The sequence below is a fragment of the Variovorax sp. CF313 genome (assembly GCF_000282635.1).
Lineage (GTDB): Bacteria > Pseudomonadota > Gammaproteobacteria > Burkholderiales > Burkholderiaceae_C > Variovorax.
In genome coordinates this window covers 1-19469 of sequence record NZ_AKIW01000170.1, presented here as the reverse complement: position 1 = coordinate 19469, position 19469 = coordinate 1, and the positions used below count along the sequence as shown (strand labels likewise).

The following is a 19469-nucleotide window of genomic DNA, read 5'->3' as shown; positions in this document are numbered from 1 at the left end:
GGGTTGGGTTGATCCGAGAAAGCGAATGGCTCAGGCCACGCCGCCGTTGGCGCGCAGGACCTGCCCGTTGACCCAGCCCGCGTCCGGGCCGGCGAGGAAGGCCACCACCGAGGCGATGTCCTCGGGCTGGCCGAGGCGCTGCAGCGGCGGCATCCTGGCGAAGGTCTGGATCTGTTCGTCGGTCTTGCCGTCGAGGAACAGCGAGGTGGCGATCGGGCCCGGCGCCACGGCATTCACCGTGATGTTTCGGCCGCGCAGCTCCTTGGCGAAGACGTGCGTGAAGGCCTCGACCGCCGCCTTGGTGGCGTTGTAGATCGCATAGCCGGGCATGTTCAGCGCGAGCGTGGTGCTCGAGAAGTTGACGACGCGCCCGCCCTCGTTGAGGCGCGTGGCGGCTTCGCGCAGCGTGTTGAAGGTGCCGCGCACGTTGATGTCGAAGGTCTGGTCGTAGAGCGCGTCCGTGTGCTCGGCCAGCGGCACGGTCTTGAGCACGCCGGCGTTGTTGACCAGCACGTCGACCTTGCCGAGCTGCGCCTCGACGGCGTCGAACATGGCGCGCACTTCGCTGGCGCTGGCCACGTCGGCCTTGACCGCGAGAGCCTTGCCGCCGGCGGCCTGCAGTTCGGCGACGAGGGCGTCGGCCTGCGCCGGGCTCGACGCGTAGTTGACGGCGACCGCGAAGCCGTCCTTGGCGAGACGCCACGCAATGGCGGCGCCGATGCCGCGCGATGCGCCGGTGACGAGGGCGACTTTGGAATTGGAGGGCTTGTTCATGGCTGTTTCCTTTGCAGTGGTTGGTTGGTGAGACGAATGATCGACTGTTCCAACCTAAAGATAATTAGCCTTTAATCGCCATTACTATTCCATTTACTTCAACAATAGATTCGGAGCCCGGCCATGGACCGCTTCCAGGAAATGCTGGCCTTCGTGCGCATCGCCGAGCGCCAGAGCTTCACGCAGGCGTCCGAAGACCTGCAGATTCCGCGCGCCACCGTCACCAACCTGATCAAGCGCGTGGAGCAGCGCCTGGGAACCCGGCTGCTGGAGCGCACCACCCGCACCGTGCGCCTCACGCAGGACGGCGAGGCCTACTACCGCCGCTGCGTGCGGCTGCTGGCCGATGTCGAAGAGGCCGAGGGCCTGTTCCGCGACGAGGCGCCCAAGGGCCTGCTGCGCGTGAACCTGCAGGGCACGCTGGCACGGCATTTCGTCGTGCCCGCGCTGCCGGCGTTCCTGGCGCGATATCCCGACCTGGAACTGCACATCGGCGAAGACGACCGGCTGGTCGACCTGGTGCGCGAAGGCGTCGACTGCGTCCTGCGCGCGGGCACGCTGCAAGATTCATCGATGGTCGGGCGGCGCGTGGCGCTGCTGCCGCAGGTCACGGTCGCGAGCCCGGCCTACCTGGCGCAGCACGGCGAGCCCGAGAGCGTGGAAGCGCTGTCGGCGCACCGCGCCATCCACTACATCTCCAGCGCCACGGGCAAGGCAGTGCCGCTCGAATTCACGGTCGACGGGCGGGTGACGAGCGTGCAGCTCGGCGGCATCGTCTCGGTGACGGGCGCCGACCTGTACACCGGCTCGGCCGTCGCGGGCCTGGGGCTGGTGCAGGTGCCGCGCTATCGCGTGGCCAGCGAACTTGCAGACGGGCGGCTGAAGGTGCTGCTGCCCGGCTTCGCGCCACCGCCGATGCCGATCTCGGTGCTGTACGCGCAGAACCGGCAGCTGTCGTCGCGGGTGCGAGTGTTCACGCAATGGCTGCGCGACATCTTCGAGGCGGCCGCGCAAGCCTGAGCAGGTCTCAACAGGCCGTCGACTCCAGCGCCACGGCACCAGCCTCGGCCTGTGTCTCGCCACGCAGGAACGCGAACACCACCAGCGCCGTCACCACCGTCACGCCTGCCAGCACGCAAAGCAGCGTGCCGAATGCGGCGCCGTAGGCATGCAGCAGCGCCGCGCGGTCCATGCCGGGCAGCAGAGCCAGCGCCTGCGACATGTTCCCGGTCGTGACGCGCTGCGCCGCCTGCGATGCGGCGGCGGCATGCCCCAGTTGCGCCGTCACAAGTGCAGTCAGTCCGGCCCCGACCAGCGCCAGCGCAATCCCCTCCCCCGCCACTCGCACGGTGTTGAAGATGCCCGATGCCATGCCCGCACGCTCGCGCGGCACCACGCTCACGGCCAGCCCGTCCATCAAGCCCCACGGCAGGCCGATGCCGGCGCCGATCAACAACAGCGGCCACACGATGTCGTGCAGCGGCGTGCCCGGCGCGCAGCGGCTGAGCCAGAACAGCCCCGCCGCGCACACCAGCAGCCCCACGGCCGAAATCACACCCGCCGAGAACCGCCGTGCGAGCGATGCCGCCAGCGTCGGCACGACGAGGATCGGCCCCGAGAGCGCGAACATGAAAGTCCCCGCCTCGATCGCGCTGCGCCCTTCCAGCCCGATGAAGCGGATCGGCAACAGCACCAGCAGCACGACGAAGCCATAGGCCGGCGCGGCAGCCAGCAGTTGCACGCCCACGAAGCGCGGAAAACGGAACAGCGACAGATCGAGCATCGGATGCGCCACGCGCCGCTCGATGGCGATGAAGGCCGCGCCCATCAGCGCCGCGCCCGCCAGCGCGCAAAGCACCCACGGGCTGCCCCAGCCGCTGTCGGGCGCCTGCAGCACGCCGAGCGTCAGCAGGCTCAGCGCAGCGGTGAAAGTCGCTGTGCCCGGCATGTCGAGCCCCATGGCATCCGGATTGCGCGACTCGCGCATGCTCGGCGCGGCGATGCACAGCGCCACGAGGCTGACCGCGCCGGGGCTCAGCATCACCGCCTGCCAGCCGAAGCTCTCGGCGAGCCAGCCCGAGAGGATGGAGCCGCACGACAGCCCCACGCCGAACGAAGTGCCGATCAGGCTGAAGGCCCGCGTGCGCGCCGCGCCGTCGAACACCTGCGCCAGCGCGGCCGTGCCCGCCGCGAAGGCCGCGGCCGAGCCCAGCCCCTGCAGGGCCCGCGCCAGATCGAAGGCGACGATGCCCGGGGCCAGCGTCAGCAGCGAGCTGCTCAGCGCCACCACCGCGAGCCCCAGCAGGAACACGCGCTTGCGCCCATAGGCATCGGCCAGCGCCCCGGCCGCCATCAGCGTGGCGCCGAAGCTCAGCATGAAGGCGTTGGTCACCCAGTTGAGTTGCACCGGGCTGCCGCCCAGCGCATCGCGGACCGCGGGCAGCACCACCGCCGGGCCGGTGAAGCTCAGCGGCATGCCCAGCGCTGCCAGGCAGACGGCGGCCAGCAGCCAGTTCTTGTTGGGGGAAGACGTGGACATCGAAGGCTTTCACGCAGGAGAAAGGAAGCCACAGAAGATAGAAAGGAATCAATGGAATGAAAATGACGCCATTGATCCTCACACTCCCAACCCAGGGTTGCTAATCCATGGACAGCTTCAGCGGACTCGAATCTTTCGTGCGCGCGGCCGACCAGCTGAGCTTTGCCAAGGCCGGCCGGCAGCTGGGCATCTCGGCTTCGGCGGTGGGCAAGAATGTCGCACGGCTCGAACAGCAGCTCGGCGTGCGCCTTTTCAACCGCACCACGCGCCACACGCGGCTGACGCAGGAAGGCGCGCTCTTCCACGAGCGCTGCCGCCGCATCCTCGACGAGCTGGACGATGCGCGCGCCATGATGCAAGACGCCGTCGCCGCCCCGCGCGGCCGGCTGCGCGTGAGCCTGCCGACCATCGGCTACCGCTTCCTGCTGCCGATCCTTCCGGACTTCAAGGCGCGCTACCCCGAGATCGAGCTTGACCTCGACTTCAACGACCGGCTGGTCGACGTGATCGCCGAGGGCGTCGATGTAGCCATCCGCAGCGGCGACCTGGTCGATTCGCAACTGGTGGCGCGGCGGCTCGGCCCGTTCCAGTTCGTGCTGGTGGCCTCACCGGCTTATCTCGAACGCCACGGCGTGCCGCAGGTGCCGGCCGACCTGATACAGCACGCCTGCCTGCGCTACAAGTTCGTGACCGGCGGCAAGGTCGAGGAATGGGACCTGCCCGGGCTGCCCGCGCAACTGCCGCCCGGCCTGCTGTGCAACAACATGGAAGCCATGCTGGGCGCGGCCGTGGCCGGACTCGGCGTGGCCTACATGCCCGACTTCCTGGCGCGCGATTCGCTGTACCGCGGCGAGCTTCAGCGCGTGCTGGCCACGCACCTCGTGCGGCAGGGGCAGTTCTCGGCGCTGTGGCCGTCGAGCCGGCAGTTGTCGCCGAAGGTGCGGGCGTTTGTGGACTTTGCGGGGGAGCGGATGTTCAAGGAGGGCGACGAAGTCCCGCCCACCCCGGTCACGAGGCAGGCCGCGCGCGGATGATCAGCCCGGTTCCACCTGCTCGGCGACCGCCTCGGCAGGCGCGGCCACGGCGGCAGGCATCACCTCCACGGGCTTGGCCGCCCTGACAGGCTTCACGCCCTCTGCAGTCACCGTTCTTGCAGCCGCCGGCTTCGTCGGCTCCGCCTTCACAGCCACGGCCTTCGCGGCCTCCACCTCCACCGGCTCGCTCCCAAGCCGGCTCAGTGCCAGTGCAGCCTTCAGCGGGAACAGCGTGCGCTCGTCGCCCTCCGCGGCATTGCTCACAGTGGTGCCGCTGGTCTCGCCGAGGCTGGCCGTGCGCACCGAGTCGAGCCGATGCGCAGGCACCATGAACGGCGAGTGCGTGGTGTAGATGATCTGGTTGCCGAAGTCTTTCTCGAAGTGCGCCAGCAGGTCGGCCTGCGAGTGCGGGTGCAGGTGCAGCCCGGGTTCGTCCAGCAGCAGCACCGCGTCTTCCGCACGCCCGCCCTTCGTGTCAGCAAAGAACGCGATGTAGAACGAGAAGAACCACTGGAAGCCGCGGCTGCGCTCGTCGAGGTTCACTTCGACCTCGTAGGCGCCGTTCGGGTCGGACACCAGCGTGTCGAGGTACTGCCCGTCGAGGTTGAAGCGCACCTTCAGCGCACGGTCCTTCCACAAGCGGCGGACCTCGGCCGTCACCACCGAGCCCGCGCGATTGGCGAGCTGGTTGCGCGTGGCCTGGTCGTTCTTTTCCAGCAAGTCCTGCAGCTGCTGCGGATCGAGCCCCGCGACCTTGCACAGCTTGCCGAAGCTCTGCTGCGCGAGCGTGAGCTGCCCCCAGCCCTGGCGCCCAAGGTACTCGGCGATGTTCTGGCGGCCGGGCAGCGCCGGGTACTCGTCGACGTAGATGAAGCGCGGCAGCTTCTCGAGCACCCAGGCCTGCGCGCGGGCGAGCGCGGGCGTGTCGTTGGAGATGGACAGGGCCATGTCTTCCAGCTCGGCCAGCATCTGCTCCTGCTTGTCGCTGAGTTCGGCACCCGCCGCGGCCAGCGCCTTGCGCAGGGCCTGCGCCGCCTTGACCGCGCCGGCCGACCACTTGATGTAGTCGGGGCTCATGATCATCGCGGCGTCGAAGGTGTCGGCCTCCTGCTCGAGCGTTGCCTTCGCTTCCTCGGCGACCTTCTCGGCGGCGGCCTTGACGGCCGGCACGATCTTGCGGACCTTGCCCTTGATGTCGCTCACGTCGAGCGACAGCGCATTGAGCCCTTCGAGCCCGGCCCGGCGCGCGGCGGCATAGCCGCGGGCCGCCGTGACGTGGCGCACGCCCGCCGCGCGCGGCAGGATCCCGGCCAGCTCGGCCTGCTCGCTTTCGTCGAGGCTCCAGCGCGCGAAGACGACCGGCGTTTCGCCAGTGCACTCCTCGAGCCGCCGGTGGCGCGGGAAGTCCTTGATGGGGCTGAGTTCGGCCAGGCCCTCTGCCGGGTTCAGGCTGTGGAGTGCGCGCAGCAGGTTCGATTTACCGCTGTCATTCCGTCCGAGGACCGCCGTGATCTGCTGTGTGGAATCGATGAGGCCGCTGTCGTTGATCGAGCGAAAGTTGGTGATCTGGAATGACGCCAAGCGCATGTAGAAAGCTTCTTCTGAATTGAATACGGGGCCGGGGAATGTATTGCATTCCCCGGCCCCGTCCGGCCCGAATCCGAAGAAAAAGTTTGCTACTCGGCAGCGCGGCGCAGCGTGTCGACCACCGGGCGGCGCAGCACGTCGCGCAGGCCCCACCATCCGGCTCCCAGCGCGAGCACCGCGCCGGCCAGCGCACCGGCCACCGGCACGATGGGCGAGGCCCTCCACGTGAACTCGAACACATAGCGCGCCAGGGCCCAGCCGATCGCCGAAGCCACGATGCTCGCGAGAAAACCCGCAAGCAGGCCGACACCCGCCAGCTCGGCGCGCTGCACCTGCCGCAGCAGGCTGGCACGCGCGCCCACCGCGCGCATCACCGCGAACTCGCGCGCGCGCTCCTCGCGCGTGGCCGTGACAGCCGCGAACAGCACCACCAGCCCGGCCGCGAGCGTGAAGCCGAACAGGAATTCGACCGCGCGGATCACCTGGTCGAGCACACGCTGCACCTGGTTGATGGTGGCGCTCATGTCCACGTTGGTGACGTTCGGATAGCTGCGCACCAGCGCGTTGTCGAAGCCCCGCGTCTCGGGCGCGCGGAAGGCGCCCATGTAGGTGGTGGGCACATCGGCCAGCGAAGCCACCGTGTACATGACAAAGAAGTTGGCATGCATCGAGCCCCAGTCGACCTTGCGCAGCGAGGTGATGCGCGCCTCGCTCTGCGTGCCGCCGATGTCGAAGCGCAGCGAGTCGCCGAGCTTGAGGCCGAGTGTCTCGGCCAGGCCCTCTTCCACGCTCACTTCGCCGGCTGCATCCGGCGTCCACTTGCCGGCCGTGATGCTGTTGTGCGCAGGTGCAGCCACGCTGTTGCTGAGGTTGAACTCGCGGTCCACCAGCCGCTTGGCGCGGTCCTCGGCGTAGTCGTCGGGCGACACCGGCTTGTCGTTGATGGCCACGAGGCGGCCGCGGATCATGGGATACCAGTCGAACTTGCGCACGCCCGCATCACGCAGCGACTTCTGGAAGGCGTCGCTCTGGTCGGGCATGACGTTGATGACGAAGCGGTTCGGCGCGTCGGGCGGCGTGGCCTGGCGCCAGCTCGCGACGAGGTCGGTGCGCAGCAGCACCAGCAGCACCAGCGCCAGCAGCCCCACCGACAGCGCACTGACCTGCACCACCGCATACGCCGGCCGCGCCGAGATCTGCCGCGTGGCCAGCACCAGCCAGCGCGGCGCGGTGGTTTCGTTGACGCTGCGGCGCAGCACCTTCACAGCGAGCCAGCTCAGGAGCGCGAACACGGCCACCGCGCCCGCGAAGCCGCCGACGGCAATGAGGCCCAGCTTGATGTCGCTGCTGGCCGCCATCAGCAGCGCCGCGAAGCCCGCGACGCCGACACCCAGCACCGCGAGCGAAGCGGGCTTGAGGCCGCCGACATCGCGCCGGATCACGCGCAGCGGCGGCACGCGGGCCAGTTGCAGCACCGGCGGCAGGCCGAAGGCGAACAACAGCGTGAGCCCCATGCCCAGTCCGAAGGCCACCGGCCACAGCGTGGCTGCGGGCAGCGCGGTTTCGACCAGCCCGGCCAGCAGCAGCACGAACACGTAGTGCACCGCGAAGCCGATCGCCACGCCGAGCGCGCTGGCCACGATGCCGATCACCGCGAACTCGAAGGCATAGGCGACGGCGATGGTGCGCTGGCTCTGGCCCAGCACGCGCAGCATCGCGCAGTCGTCGAGGTGGCTGGCCGCGAAGCCGCGCGCGGCCAGCGCCACCGCCACGGCCGACAGCAGAGCGGCGAGCAGCGCGACCAGGCTCAGGAATTTCTCGGCGCGGTCCAGCGTCTGGCGCATCTCGGGCCGGCCGCCCTCGAAGGAATCGAGCCGCACGCCGCGCAGCTCGCCCTTCTTGATGGTGGCGTCGGCCCAGTCGGAAAAACGCTTCACCGCCGCGTCGCTGCCCGCCACCGCATAGCGGTAGCCGACACGGCTGGCCGGCTGCACGAGCGCAGTGCGCGCGACGTCGGCCTGGTTGATCATCACGCGCGGCGAGAAGCTCATGAAGCCGGCGCCGCGGTCGGGCTCCAGCGTGATGACGCGGCCGACGCGCAGGCCGGCATCGCCAAGCAGCAGCGTGTCGCCGACCTTGAGCGCGAGCGAGTCGAGCAGCGAGGCATCGACCCACACCTCGCCCGGCGGTGGGATGTCTCGCGTCGCCTTGCCGGGGCCTTCGAGGGTGGCCGAGGTCAAAAGGCTGCCGCGCAGCGGATAGCCCGCGGCCACGGCCTTGAGCGCCACCAGCTTGCTGGCGCCGCCCTGCGCATCTTCGGCCCGGGCCATGGTCGGGAAGCCGTAGGTGCCGGAACCTTCCAGGCCGAGCGCCCTGGCCTGCGCCACGAAGGCAGCGGGGGTCGGGTTGTCGCTGACGATCACCGCATCGCCGCCCAGCAACTGGCGCGCATCGCGCTTCAGCCCACCCTGCAGCCGGTCGGCGAAGAAGCCGACGGCCGTGAGCGCAGCCACGGCCAGCAGCACGGCGACGATCAACAGGCGCAGCTCGCCGGCGCGCAGGTCGCGCCAGAGCGTGCGCCAACCCAGGCGGAGGGAGGCATTCATGGCGCGAACGATAGCCGACAGTCGGGGGCACGGCCGGCTCCAAGGGTTATTGCGCCCTTGCGCCCCTTGATCCCGACTGGATGCTGCCGCATGATGCGACAAACACACCCCGTTCTGTCGCAAACCGGGCCTTCGGCGAGCGAAGGACGAGGCAAGAAAAACAGCCAGTTTGTTTGTCGGACCATCCTTCCTCAAGGAGTGTCTATGCCACGATGCCAGCGCTTGCAGATCGTCGGCCTGTGCCTGGTTGCAGGTGTGCTGGCCAGTGCCTGCGATCCCAAACCCCCCGCACCGAAGGTGACCGGCGCGAGCCCGGCGGGCGTCAGGCCCGCCGACTCCGGTGTCGGCGGCATGAGCGGCCCGAATGGCGGCAGTTCCTCCGGCGGCGCGGCACCCGCGCCGAGCGGCGGCGACGCTGCGGCGCCCAAGTAGCGCCGGCCGCCAGATCCAGCTATCGAGCGCCGCTTGCCCCCACCCCTTCCCTCCCCCGGAAGGGGTGGGAGAAATGCCCGGGGGCTACGAAATCACGCGCAACGAGGGTTCACCAGCCTCCACACGGCCTATGACCGCCGCTCGCGCAAAGCCTTCGTCGCGGAAGATCTTCAGCACCGCATCGACCGCTTCGGGCGCACAGCTCACGAGCAGGCCGCCCGATGTCTGCGGATCGCTCAGCAAGTTCTGCGCGGTGGCCGGCAGGCCGGCTGCGAGTTCGATCTCTGCGCCATAACCCGCCCAGTTGCGCCCCGAGGCGCCAGTCACGAATCCTGCGCCAGCCATCGCCACCACGTTGTCGAGCAACGGCACCTTCGACCACTCGACCACCGCCCTCAGCTTTGCGCCGCGCGCCAGTTCGAGCGTGTGGCCCGCCAGCCCGAAGCCCGTGACGTCGGTCAGTGCGTGCACGCCGTCGAGCGCCGACAGCGCGATGCCCGGCGTGTTGAGCTTCGTCGTGTTCTCGATCAGCTGGCGGTAGCCCGTCTCGGACAGTTGCTCCTTCTTGAGCGCGGCCGACAGCACGCCCACGCCCAGCGGCTTGCCCAGCACCAGCACGTCGCCCGCCTTCGCATCGGCATTGCGCCGCACGCGGTCCGGGTGCACCAGACCCATCGCGACGAGGCCGTAGATCGGTTCGACCGAATCGATGGTGTGGCCGCCGGCAATCGGGATGCCAGCTGAGCGGCACACGTCCTGCCCGCCGCGTACGATCTCTGCGATGACTTCCACCGGCAGCTGGTTGATCGGCATGGCCACCAGGGCCAGCGCCATGATCGGCCGGCCGCCCATCGCGTACACGTCGCTGATCGCGTTGGTCGCGGCGATGCGGCCGAACTCGTAGGGATCGTCCACGATGGGCATGAAGAAGTCGGTGGTCGCGATCAGTGCCTGCTGGTCGTTGAGCCTGTACACAGCCGCGTCGTCGGCGGTCTCGATGCCCACCATGAGTTCGGGCGGAATCATGCCGCCGGCGTGGTTCTTCAGGATCTGCGACAGCACGCCGGGCGCGATCTTGCAGCCACAGCCACCGCCGTGCGAAAAACTCGTGAGGCGCAAGGGCGCGAGCGGGTTCATGAGCGTTGGGTTCATGGGCCGATTATCGAAGCGGCCCCGCTTTCTACAATCCCGTCCTTACCTTTCCCGTACCCGCTGCACGTTTTCGAGGCACATCCATGAAGAAGACAACTCTCACCCAGCTGGCGCTCGCGCTCGCCGTTTCCGTCGCCAGCTTCGGCGCCCTCGCCCAGGGCCTGCTGCGCGTCTCGGCCATTCCCGACGAGGCGCCCACCGAGCTGCAGCGCAAGTTCACCCCGCTGGGCGACTACCTCAAGAAGGAGACCGGCATGGACGTGCAGTTCACGCCCGTGACCGACTATGCAGCAGTGGTCGAGGGCCTGGCCACCAACAAGATCGACCTGGCCTGGCTCGGCGGCTTCACCTTCGTGCAGGCGCGCATTCGCACCAACGGCGGCGCGGTGCCGATCGTGCAGCGCGCAGAAGACGAGGTGTTCACCAGCAAGTTCATCGTGCCGGTGGACAGCACCGCGAAGACCCTGGCCGACCTGAAGGGCAAGACCTTCGCCTTCGGCGCGCCCTCGTCCACCTCGGGCAGCCTGATGCCGCGCTACTTCCTGCTGCAGGCCGGCATCAACCCCGAGAAGGACTTCAAGACGGTCGCCTTCTCGGGCGCGCACGACGCCACCGTGGCCTTCGTGGCCGCATCGCGCGCCGAGGCAGGCGTGCTCAACGCATCGGTGTGGGACAAGCTGGTCGAGTCGAAGAACCCCAACGCCGCCAAGGTGCGCGTGCTGGCGACCACGCCGACCTACTACGACTACAACTGGACGGTGCGCCCGGGCATGGACGCCACGCTGCAGAAGAAGCTGACCGACGCGTTCCTGAAGCTCGATCCGGCGAACCCGGCGCACAAGGAAATCATGGCGCTGCAACGTGCGAGCAAGTTCATCCCGACCAAGTCGTCGAACTACGACGGGATCGAGACGGCGGGGAAGTCGGCGGGTTTGATCAAGTGATTTTCTGGAAGGCGGGGGCACCCTCATCCTATACAGGGTCCGGCCGTTGGTTTTGGCTCCCTCTCCCTCTCCCTCTCCCTCTCCCTCTCCCGCTCGCGGGAGAGGGTTGGGGTGAGGGAACGCCCCCCGAAAGCCCCGCAGCGTGAGCTTCTCCCTCGATGCCATCGGCGTGGTCCACGCCAACGGCCAGCGCGCGCTGGCCGGAGTGACCCTCGCCGCGCAGGACGGCGAATGCATCGCCGTCATCGGCCCTTCGGGTGCCGGCAAGACCACGCTGCTGCGCGTACTCGGTGCGGCGCTGCGGCCCACGGAGGGCGCAGTGCAGGCATTGGGCGCACAGCCCTGGCAGTTGCCGGCCGCAGCGCTGAAGAAGCTGCGCGCCCGCATCGGCACCGTGCACCAGGCGCCACCGATCGCGCCACGCCTGCGCGTAGTCACCGCCGTGCTCACGGGCCGGCTCGGCGAATGGTCCACGCTGCGCGCGCTGGGTTCGCTGTTCTATCCCTCGGACATTGCCGGCGCGCACGAAGCGCTGTCGCGGCTGGCCATGGAAGACCGTCTGTTCGACCGCTGCGACCGCCTCTCGGGCGGGCAGCTGCAGCGCGTCGGCATCGCGCGCGCCCTGTACCAGCGCCCCGCCCTGCTGCTGGCCGATGAACCCGTGTCCGCGCTCGACCCCACGCTGGCCGACGCCGCCGTCGGCCAGCTCGTTGCGCAAAGCGAATCGACAGGGGCCACGCTGGTGGCCTCGCTGCATGCGGTGGACCTGGCGCTGCGCTGGTTCCCGCGCATCGTCGGCATGCGCAACGGGCAGGTGATGTTCGACCTGCCTGCCGCGCAAGTCACGGCCGCGATGCTCGACACGCTGTATGCGAGCGAAGGCGGCATCGCCATGCAGCGGCCGCTGCCGGCGGGCGCTGCGATGGAGGCGGCCTTCCACCGGCCGGACTGCCCTTGAGCTCGAACGCCATCGCGCAGCGCGACCCGCATGCGGCACGCCGGCTGGCCGGGTGGATCGCCGCGCTCGTCATCGCGTGGCCGATGCTGGCGCTGTCGGAGTTCAAGCCGTGGGCGCTGTTCGGCAGCGGCAACCTCGCCGTCATCGGCGGATTCCTGGCGGGCTTCTTTCCGCCCGAAGGCTCGCCCGCATTCCTCGCGATGCTCTTCAAGGCCACGCTCGAAACGCTGGCGATGGCCACGGCCGGCACCGCACTGGCGCTGCTGATCGGTGCGCCGCTCGGCTTCGTGACGACGCGCGCGCTGTCCATCTCGCGCATCGGCCCCGGGCCCGGCCGCGTGCAGGCGGGCATCGTGCGGCAGGCCGCGCGCTGGCTGCTGATGGTGCTGCGCGCCATTCCGGAAATCGTCTGGGCGCTGCTGTTCGTGCGCGCGCTCGGGCTCGGCCCCGCCTCGGGCGTGCTGGCGCTGGCCATCACCTACGGCGGCATGCTGGGCAAGGTCTACGCCGAGATCCTCGAATCGACCGACACGCGCCCCGCGCGCGCCCTGCTCGAAAGCGGCAGCGGCCGGGTCGCGGCGCTGTGCTACGGCCTGCTGCCGAACACGGCGCAGGAGCTCGCTTCGTACACCGTCTACCGCTGGGAATGCGCGGTGCGCGCCTCGGTGGTGATGGGCTTCGTCGGCGCTGGCGGGCTGGGGCAGCTGATGGACCAGTCGATGAAGATGCTCAACGGCGGCGAGGCCAGCAGCATCCTGCTGGTGTTCCTCGCGCTGGTGCTGCTGGCCGACCTGCTGAGCAATGCACTGCGGAGGCTGCTGGCATGACGACGCCGCTGCCCCCGCGCCCGCCGCCGTGCTGGCGCTGCCGCATCGCGCTGCTGCTGATCGGCGCGGCGGTGGCCGCGAGCTTTGTCTACCTGGGCATCGACTACCGCGCGCTCGGCTCGTCGGAGTCGCTTCGGCTCATGGGCAAGTTCATCGCCGAGTTCTTCCCGCCCGACCTCTCGCCGGACTTCCTCGCCAAGGTGGGCAACGGTGCCTTGCAGACACTGGCGGTGTCGGCCCTCGGTACGGTGCTGGCGGCCATTGCGGGTGCGGTGCTTGCGCTGCCTGCATCGGGCCGCACCGGCTGGCTGCCGCGCCACGTGGCGCGATTCGTCCTCAACTTCCTGCGCAGCGTGCCCGAACTCGTGTGGGCCGCGCTGATGGTGCTGGCCGCGGGCATCGGCCCATTCGCCGGCGCGCTGGCCCTGTCGCTGCACACCACGGGCGTGCTGGGCCGCCTCTTCGCCGAAGCATTGGAAAACGCACCGCGCGAACCCGAGCACGCGCTCACGCTCTCGGGCGCCAACGCGGTCACCGCCTTCAGCTACGCGAGCCTGCCCATCGTGCTGCCGCAATGGGTGGCCTACACGCTCTACCGATGGGAGATGAACATCCGCATGGCGGCCGTGCTGGGCTTCGTGGGCGGCGGCGGGCTGGGGCTGCTGCTGTACTTCCACCTGTCGATCTTCCAGCAACAGCAGGCGATGACGGTGCTGATCGCGATGTTCGTGCTGGTCACCTTTGTCGACCTTGCCAGCGCTCGGTTGCGCAAGGGGCTGGGGCCTGCTTACGCTTGATGCGCTCCCGGTCAGGGGTGCGATCACGCCGACGGGGGACATTCGCGCAGGGGAGCACCCGGGGCCCTGTGCACGCACCCCGAACAGCAAGACCGACAATCGAGCCCATGAGGTTCCAGCCATGAGTCACCGCCAGCCCGTACGAGTCGCCGACCGCCACGCCTTCGACACGCTGATCGACGCCCGCTCGCCGGCCGAGTTCGCGCTCGACCACATTCCCGGCGCCATCAACTGCCCCGTGCTCGACGACGAGGAGCGGCACATCGTCGGCACCGTCTATGTGCAGACCGGCGCCTTCGAGGCCCGGCGCATCGGCGGCGCGATGGTCGCGGCCAACATCGCCAGGCACCTGCGCGAGACGCTGGCCGACCGGCCCGAGAACTGGAAGCCGCTGGTCTACTGCTGGCGCGGCGGCATGCGCAGCGGCTCGATGGTCACCTGGCTTCGTCTCGTCGGGTGGGATGCGCAGCAACTCGCGGGCGGCTACAAGAGCTTTCGCCGGCATGTGATCTCGCAAATCGACGCGCTGACGCCCAAGCTCGACCTGCGCGTGATCTGCGGCGCCACCGGCAGCGCGAAGACCCGCGTGCTGCATGCGCTGGCCGCGCGCGGTGCGCAGGTGCTCGACCTCGAAGATTTCGCCAGCCACAAGGGCTCGCTGCTGGGTTCGCTGCCGGGCGTGCCGCAGCCGTCGCAAAAGCATTTCGAGACGCGCATCGCGGCCGTGCTCGAAACCATCGACCTGTCGCGCCCGCTGTACGTCGAGGGCGAGAGCATTCGCATCGGGCGGCTGTCGCTGCCACTGTCGCTGGTGGCGCAGATGCGCGCGGCGCCGTGCATCGAGGTGTCCGCCACGCCCGAGGCGCGACTGGTCTACCTGCTGCGCGACTACGCCTACCTGGGCGACGACCGCAACGCGCTGGCCGACAAGCTCGGCGTGCTGAAGGAACTGCAGGGCAAGGAAACGGTGGCGCGCTGGCAGCAGTGGGCACACGAGGCCGACCTGCCGCACCTGTTCGCGGAACTGATGGCGCTGCACTACGACCCGCACTACCAGAAATCGCAGGAGCTGCACTTCCGCGCCTGGGCGCAGCGCCAGCGCGTGGCGGCGCCCGACCTGTCGGATCAGGGCATCGAGGCGGTGGCCGATGCAGTGCTGGCGCTCGGCGAACCTGCGAGCCCGTCGGCATAGAGCACGCCGCGCGGTGCGCGGCACAGGCCCCAGAAACGCAGGCCGCTGAGCTCGGCCATGCGCACACCCATCGAGGTCGGCGCGGAGATGGTCGCCATCGCCGCAATGCCCAGGCGCGCGCACTTGCGCACCAGTTCGTGGCTGCCGCGGCTGGACATCAGCACGAAGCCCGGCTCCTCGAGGCGGCCCGCCAGCGCGAGCTTGCCGAGCAGCTTGTCGAGCGCGTTGTGGCGGCCGACGTCTTCCATCAGGTCGGTGAGCTCGCCATCGATCGTGGCCCATGCGGCGGCATGGATCGCGCCGGCTTCGGCGTTGAGGATCTGGCGCGGCGGCATGGCGGCGAAGGCGCGCAGCACGGTGGCCAGATCGATGCGCTCGATCCAGTCGCGCGGCGGCACGCGCTGCGGCGTGAGGTCCAGCCCCGCGAAACTCTCGACACCGCACACGCCGCAGCCGGTACGACCCGCGAGGCTGCGGCGGCGGTCTTTCAGGCGCTCGAAGCTGCGCGTGGAAATCTCGAGCTGCACCTCGATGCCGGGCATGCCTTCGGGCAGGCCCGCGTCGGTGGCATCGACCGTGCGCGCCTCGACGCCGCGGCAGTCGGCCGCGGTGTCGAGGATGCCTTCGCTCAGTGCGAAGCCGAGCGCGAAGGCTTCGAGGTCTTGCGGCGTGGCCATCATCACCGCATGCGAGACGCCGTTGAACACCAGCGCCACCGGCACTTCGGCCGCCAGCGTGTCGTCGCGCACCACGCCTTCGGGCGCAACGCCGCGCTCGCCGAAGACATGCACGGCGTGCCGCGAAAGCGGCGGCAGGGCGTCTTCGGGATCGGCGAGATTGGCGAGGTCTGGCTTCGACATGGTGGCTCCGGGTGGGCCTGCCATTGTCTGCTCAGTCGCGGTTCTCGTCCGCAAGGGGCGGCAGCGTTTGCACCTGGGCCCGTCCGGGCGCCTGGAGGTGTGCCACCCAGCGGTCGTCGTACTGCACCACCCGCACCCAGCCGGGGCCGCGCACGCCGCCGATGGCCGCATCGCCCATCAGCGTGAGCCGGCGCATCAGCACGCTGGCGCCCTGCCCTAGCCGCTTGCCCAGGCGCGGCAGCGAGACGCCGGTGCCGTCGGGCTCCTGCGCGAGCATGCGCAGGATGGCCACCGACAGGCTGTCCTGCAGCAGGGCACTCATGCCGCCACCATGCCGTCGGCTTCGTCCTCCGCCAGTTTCTGGATCGGCAGCTCGTGCGGCACCAGCACCACGGGAATGGACTTGGAAGTCGGCGTGCCCGCGTTCTCGGCCACCGACGACAGCGGCACCAGTGGGTTCGTTTCGGGGTAGTAGGCCGCGAGGTTGCCGCGCGGGATGTCGTACGCCACCAGCCTGAAACGGTCGGCGCGGCGCTCCTGGCCGTCGTTCCACACCGTCTGCAGATCGACCCAGTCGCCGTCCTTCATGCCCAGCGCCCGGATGTCCTCGGCGTTGATGAAGACCACGCGACGCTGGCCGAACACGCCGCGGTAGCGGTCGTCCATGCCGTAGATGGTGGTGTTGTACTGGTCGTGCGAACGCGTGGTCAGCAGCGTGAAGACGATGGTGTCGCCCTTCTTCGCAAAGCGCGCGCGGGCGCGGTGCGAATGGGTGTCCAGCGGCACGGCGTGCGTGAAGAACACGGCCTTCTTCGACGCGGTGTTCCACACCCGCTCGCTCGCGGTGTTGCGCAGGCGGAAGCCGCCGGGGTGCGCGACACGCGCATTGAAATCCTTGAAGTCGTCGAACACGGCTTCGATCTTGTCGCGGATGCGGGCGTAGTCTTCGATCAGCGACAGCCACGGCGTCTTGCTGCGCGCGCCGAGGGTGGCGTCAGCAAGCCGCGCCACGATGGCCGGCTCGGACAGCAGGTGCTCCGACGCGGGCGGGTTGATGCCCATCGAGATGTGCACCATGCTCATCGAGTCTTCCACCGTCACGCCCTGGGGGCCGCCGGCCTGCATGTCGATCTCGGTGCGCCCCAGGCACGGCAGAATGATCGCCTCGCGCCCGTGGATCACGTGGCTGCGGTTGAGCTTGGTGGTCACGTGCACCGTGAGGTCGCACTTCTGCAGGCCCTTCCAGGTCTGGTAGGTGTCGGGCGTGGCCGCCGCGAAGTTGCCGCCGAGCGCGAAGAACACCTTGCCCTTGCCCTCGAGCATGAGTTGTATGGCCTCGACCGTGTCGACGCCATTGCGGCGCGGCGGCTCGAAACCGAACACCTGCTGCAGCCGATCGAGCAGCGCGGCAGGCGGCTTTTCCCAGATACCCATGGTGCGGTCGCCCTGCACGTTGCTGTGGCCGCGCACCGGGCAGGCGCCCGCGCCTTCGCGCCCCATGTGGCCGCACAGCATGAGCCAGTTGCCGATCATCTGGATGGTGGCCACCGAATGCTGGTGCTGCGTGATGCCCATGCCCCAGCAGGCGATGACCCTCTTCGCACCCAGGTACACGTCGGCCGCGGCGCGGATCTGCGCTTCGCTCAGCCCCGACTCCTGCACCAGGATGTCCCACGACTCGGCACGCAGGTCGGCCGCCAGAGCCTCGAAGCCGGTGGTGTGCGTGGCGATGAATTCATGGTCGAGCACCGGAGGCTCGCCGCGCGCCACGGCTGCGTCCTCGCGCTCGACGACGTGCTTCATCATCCCCTTGACGGCGGCAAAGTCGCCGCCCACGCGCAGCTGGAAGTAGTGCGTGCTGATGGGCGTGGAGCCCATGGTCGCCATCTCGAGCTTGTCCTGCGGATCGGCGAAGCGCTCCAGCCCGCGCTCGCGCAGCGGGTTGAAGCTCACGATGCGCGCGCCGCGCTTCGAGGCCGCGCGCAATTCGCCGAGCATGCGCGGATGGTTGGTGCCGGGGTTCTGGCCGAAGATGAAGATCGCGTCGGCCTTCTCGAAGTCATCGAGCGTGACCGTGCCCTTGCCCACGCCGAACTGCGGGCGCATGCCGCTGCCGCTGGGCTCGTGGCACATGTTCGAGCAGTCGGGAAAATTGTTGGTGCCGTACTCGCGCACGAACAGCTGGTAGAGGAAGGCGGCCTCGTTGCTCGCGCGGCCCGAGGTATAGAAGATGGCCTGGTCCGGATCAGGCAGCGCGTTCAGGTGCTTCGCGATGCGCGCGAAGGCGTCGTCCCATTCGATCGGCACGTACTTGTCGCTGGCCGCGTCGTACGCCATCGGGTGCGTGAGGCGGCCCTGGTCCTCGAGCCAGAAATCGCTCTGCTCGGCCAGTTGCGCCACGGTGTGCTTTGCAAAGAGTTCCGGGCCGGCACGCCGCGCAGTGGCTTCGGCCGCCACGGCCTTGACGCCGTTCTCGCAGAACTCGAACGTGGAGGCATGGTTGCGGTCGGGCCAGGCGCAGCCCGGGCAGTCGAAACCGTCCGGCTGGTTGGCCGAGAGCAGCGTCTTCGCGCCCTTGATGGGAATGTCCTGCCGCAGCAGCGCGTTGGTCACGCTGCGCAATGCGCCCCAACCGCCCGCGGGGCCCTTGTAAAACTCGATCTTCTGCTCACTGCTCATGCCGGCGAGTGTTCGCCGTGGGCCTGCGGAGCGTCAAATTGAATCGGGACATGCGGCGATTCAAAAAGGAAATGAAGCGAGGTCTCAGGCGCCTCGCGTGTCTTGCATCAGCAGCCCACGCAACTTGCTGCGCAGCGGCGTCTCTTCCACAGCCTGCACGCCGGCGATCTCGCGCAACGCGAAGTCGCGGCTTTCAGCCGTGCGCAGGTCGATCTCGCGCACCACCTGCCCGTCCTTGTAGACAAAGGCCACGTCAGCCAGCGCGAGCACGTCCTCGATGTCGTGCGTGATCATCAGCACGGGAATGCCCCATTGCCTGCGCACTTGCGCGAGTTCGTTGCGCAACTCCGCGCGCAGCATGGGGTTGAGCGCGGCGAAGGGTTCGTCGAGCAGCAGCACCTGCGGCTCGCAGGCCAGCGCGCGCGCGAGCGCCACGCGCTGCTGCTGGCCGCCCGAGAGGTTCTGCGGCCGGCTGTCGGCCAGCGCCCCGAGGCCGAAGCTTTCGAGCAGGGCCTGCACGCGCTCGGCGTCTTTGGCGGCCGGCTTGCGACGGTGCCATGCGGTCAAGCCGAAGCCCACGTTCTCGCGCACGCTCAGGTGCGGGAACAGTGCGTAGTGCTGGAACAGGTAGCCGATGCGCCGCGCCGGTGCGGGCACGTCGATGCCCTGGGCCGCGTCGTACAGCGTGCGACCGTCGAGCCGCACGTGGCCGGCGCTGGGATGCAGCAGGCCGGCAATGGCCTGCAAGGTCAGCGACTTGCCTGCACCCGAAGGGCCGTAGAGCGCGGCGAAGGGCACGTCCGTGGCGAAACGCACGGCCAGATCGAAACGCCGGCGGCCGTCGGCTACCGTGAGCTTCAGGTCGACATCGATCATCCTTGCTGCTCCGGCGTTCTGGGGCGTGATACGCGTTTCGTTCCGGGGTGCGTGCGCAGGCCACCGGGTACTCCCCTCCGCGAATGTCCCCCGCTTCGCTCCTCCTTTATTTCGCTGCGGGGAGCACCCGGTGCCCTGCGCACAGGGCACGCTGCTGGTGTACCGCCGATCAACGACTGCTCTGTCCAACGCTCACGCCGATGGGGTGCCTT

Annotated in this window: 17 protein-coding genes; 8 read left to right on the top strand and 9 right to left on the bottom strand. The window is 69.1% G+C overall.

The window, feature by feature from the left end; translation table 11 throughout:
* Positions 1 to 30: 30 nt before the first annotated feature.
* A complete protein-coding gene (locus PMI12_RS27455; protein WP_007839241.1) occupies positions 31 to 774 on the bottom strand; it encodes an SDR family oxidoreductase in 744 nt (247 codons plus the stop codon).
* Between the two features lie 123 nt (positions 775 to 897).
* Between PMI12_RS27455 and PMI12_RS27450 the strand changes: the two genes are divergently transcribed.
* The gene (locus PMI12_RS27450; RefSeq protein WP_007839239.1) at positions 898 to 1794 is read left to right on the top strand and encodes a LysR family transcriptional regulator; all 897 of its coding nucleotides are present in this window, start codon (positions 898 to 900) and stop codon (positions 1792 to 1794) included.
* A gap of 7 nt (positions 1795 to 1801) precedes the next feature.
* On the opposite strand, the gene PMI12_RS27445 is transcribed toward PMI12_RS27450, so the two are convergent.
* Complete coding sequence (locus tag PMI12_RS27445) at positions 1802 to 3313, bottom strand: MFS transporter (RefSeq protein ID WP_007839237.1); 1512 nt, start codon at positions 3311 to 3313, stop codon at positions 1802 to 1804.
* 107 nt (positions 3314 to 3420) lie between these two features.
* Here PMI12_RS27445 and PMI12_RS27440 point away from each other — a divergent pair, with 107 nt between their 5' ends.
* Positions 3421 to 4347 (top strand): LysR family transcriptional regulator, encoded by a 927-nt coding sequence (locus PMI12_RS27440; protein ID WP_007839236.1) that lies wholly within the window; start codon positions 3421 to 3423, stop codon positions 4345 to 4347.
* Here PMI12_RS27440 and PMI12_RS27435 read toward each other — a convergent pair whose 3' ends face one another.
* Together PMI12_RS27435 and PMI12_RS27430 are read right to left on the bottom strand one after the other, a co-directional pair.
* Positions 4348 to 5934: an AAA family ATPase gene (locus tag PMI12_RS27435; protein WP_007839235.1), complete on the bottom strand. Its 1587-nt coding sequence runs from the start codon at positions 5932 to 5934 to the stop codon at positions 4348 to 4350.
* Between the two features lie 89 nt (positions 5935 to 6023).
* Entirely contained in the window at positions 6024 to 8540 is a 2517-nt protein-coding gene (locus PMI12_RS27430) for an ABC transporter permease (protein WP_007839234.1), read from the bottom strand.
* A gap of 204 nt (positions 8541 to 8744) precedes the next feature.
* Between PMI12_RS27430 and PMI12_RS27425 the strand changes: the two genes are divergently transcribed.
* Positions 8745 to 8972, top strand: coding sequence for a hypothetical protein (locus PMI12_RS27425; RefSeq protein WP_007839233.1), 228 nt, complete (start codon positions 8745 to 8747; stop codon positions 8970 to 8972).
* An 84-nt stretch (positions 8973 to 9056) separates the two neighbouring features.
* Here the strand turns inward: PMI12_RS27425 and selD are convergent, their stop codons facing one another.
* Positions 9057 to 10124, bottom strand: a complete 1068-nt coding sequence (gene selD, locus PMI12_RS27420) for a selenide, water dikinase SelD (protein WP_007839232.1) — start codon at positions 10122 to 10124, stop codon at positions 9057 to 9059.
* 83 nt (positions 10125 to 10207) lie between these two features.
* Here selD and PMI12_RS27415 point away from each other — a divergent pair, with 83 nt between their 5' ends.
* From PMI12_RS27415 to mnmH, 5 genes are all read left to right on the top strand, one after another.
* Positions 10208 to 11068: a putative selenate ABC transporter substrate-binding protein gene (locus PMI12_RS27415; RefSeq protein ID WP_007839231.1), complete on the top strand. Its 861-nt coding sequence runs from the start codon at positions 10208 to 10210 to the stop codon at positions 11066 to 11068.
* A 142-nt stretch (positions 11069 to 11210) separates the two neighbouring features.
* Positions 11211 to 12026: a phosphonate ABC transporter ATP-binding protein gene (locus tag PMI12_RS27410; protein WP_007839230.1), complete on the top strand. Its 816-nt coding sequence runs from the start codon at positions 11211 to 11213 to the stop codon at positions 12024 to 12026.
* Complete coding sequence (locus PMI12_RS27405) at positions 12023 to 12853, top strand: PhnE/PtxC family ABC transporter permease (RefSeq protein WP_007839229.1); 831 nt, start codon at positions 12023 to 12025, stop codon at positions 12851 to 12853. The genes PMI12_RS27410 and PMI12_RS27405 overlap by 4 nt, the downstream gene beginning before the upstream one ends.
* Positions 12850 to 13650 carry a phosphonate ABC transporter, permease protein PhnE gene (phnE, locus tag PMI12_RS27400; RefSeq protein WP_007839224.1) on the top strand — a complete coding sequence of 267 codons (801 nt, stop codon included), beginning with the start codon at positions 12850 to 12852 and terminating at the stop codon, positions 13648 to 13650. Before PMI12_RS27405 ends, phnE begins: the two co-directional genes overlap by 4 nt.
* A gap of 121 nt (positions 13651 to 13771) precedes the next feature.
* Positions 13772 to 14842 (top strand): tRNA 2-selenouridine(34) synthase MnmH, encoded by a 1071-nt coding sequence (gene mnmH, locus PMI12_RS27395; protein WP_007839223.1) that lies wholly within the window; start codon positions 13772 to 13774, stop codon positions 14840 to 14842.
* On the opposite strand, the gene fdhD is transcribed toward mnmH, so the two are convergent.
* From fdhD to PMI12_RS27375, 4 genes are all read right to left on the bottom strand, one after another.
* Positions 14776 to 15702, bottom strand: a complete 927-nt coding sequence (gene fdhD, locus PMI12_RS27390; RefSeq protein ID WP_007839222.1) for a formate dehydrogenase accessory sulfurtransferase FdhD — start codon at positions 15700 to 15702, stop codon at positions 14776 to 14778. The genes mnmH and fdhD overlap by 67 nt on opposite strands.
* Positions 15703 to 15733: 31 nt before the next feature.
* On the bottom strand, positions 15734 to 16024 hold the full coding sequence (locus tag PMI12_RS27385) for a hypothetical protein (RefSeq protein WP_007839221.1): 291 nt from the start codon (positions 16022 to 16024) through the stop codon (positions 15734 to 15736).
* Positions 16021 to 18381 (bottom strand): FdhF/YdeP family oxidoreductase, encoded by a 2361-nt coding sequence (locus PMI12_RS27380; protein WP_007839220.1) that lies wholly within the window; start codon positions 18379 to 18381, stop codon positions 16021 to 16023. Before PMI12_RS27380 ends, PMI12_RS27385 begins: the two co-directional genes overlap by 4 nt.
* An 84-nt stretch (positions 18382 to 18465) precedes the next feature.
* On the bottom strand, positions 18466 to 19257 hold the full coding sequence (locus PMI12_RS27375) for an ABC transporter ATP-binding protein (RefSeq protein ID WP_007839219.1): 792 nt from the start codon (positions 19255 to 19257) through the stop codon (positions 18466 to 18468).
* Positions 19258 to 19469: the final 212 nt, after the last annotated feature.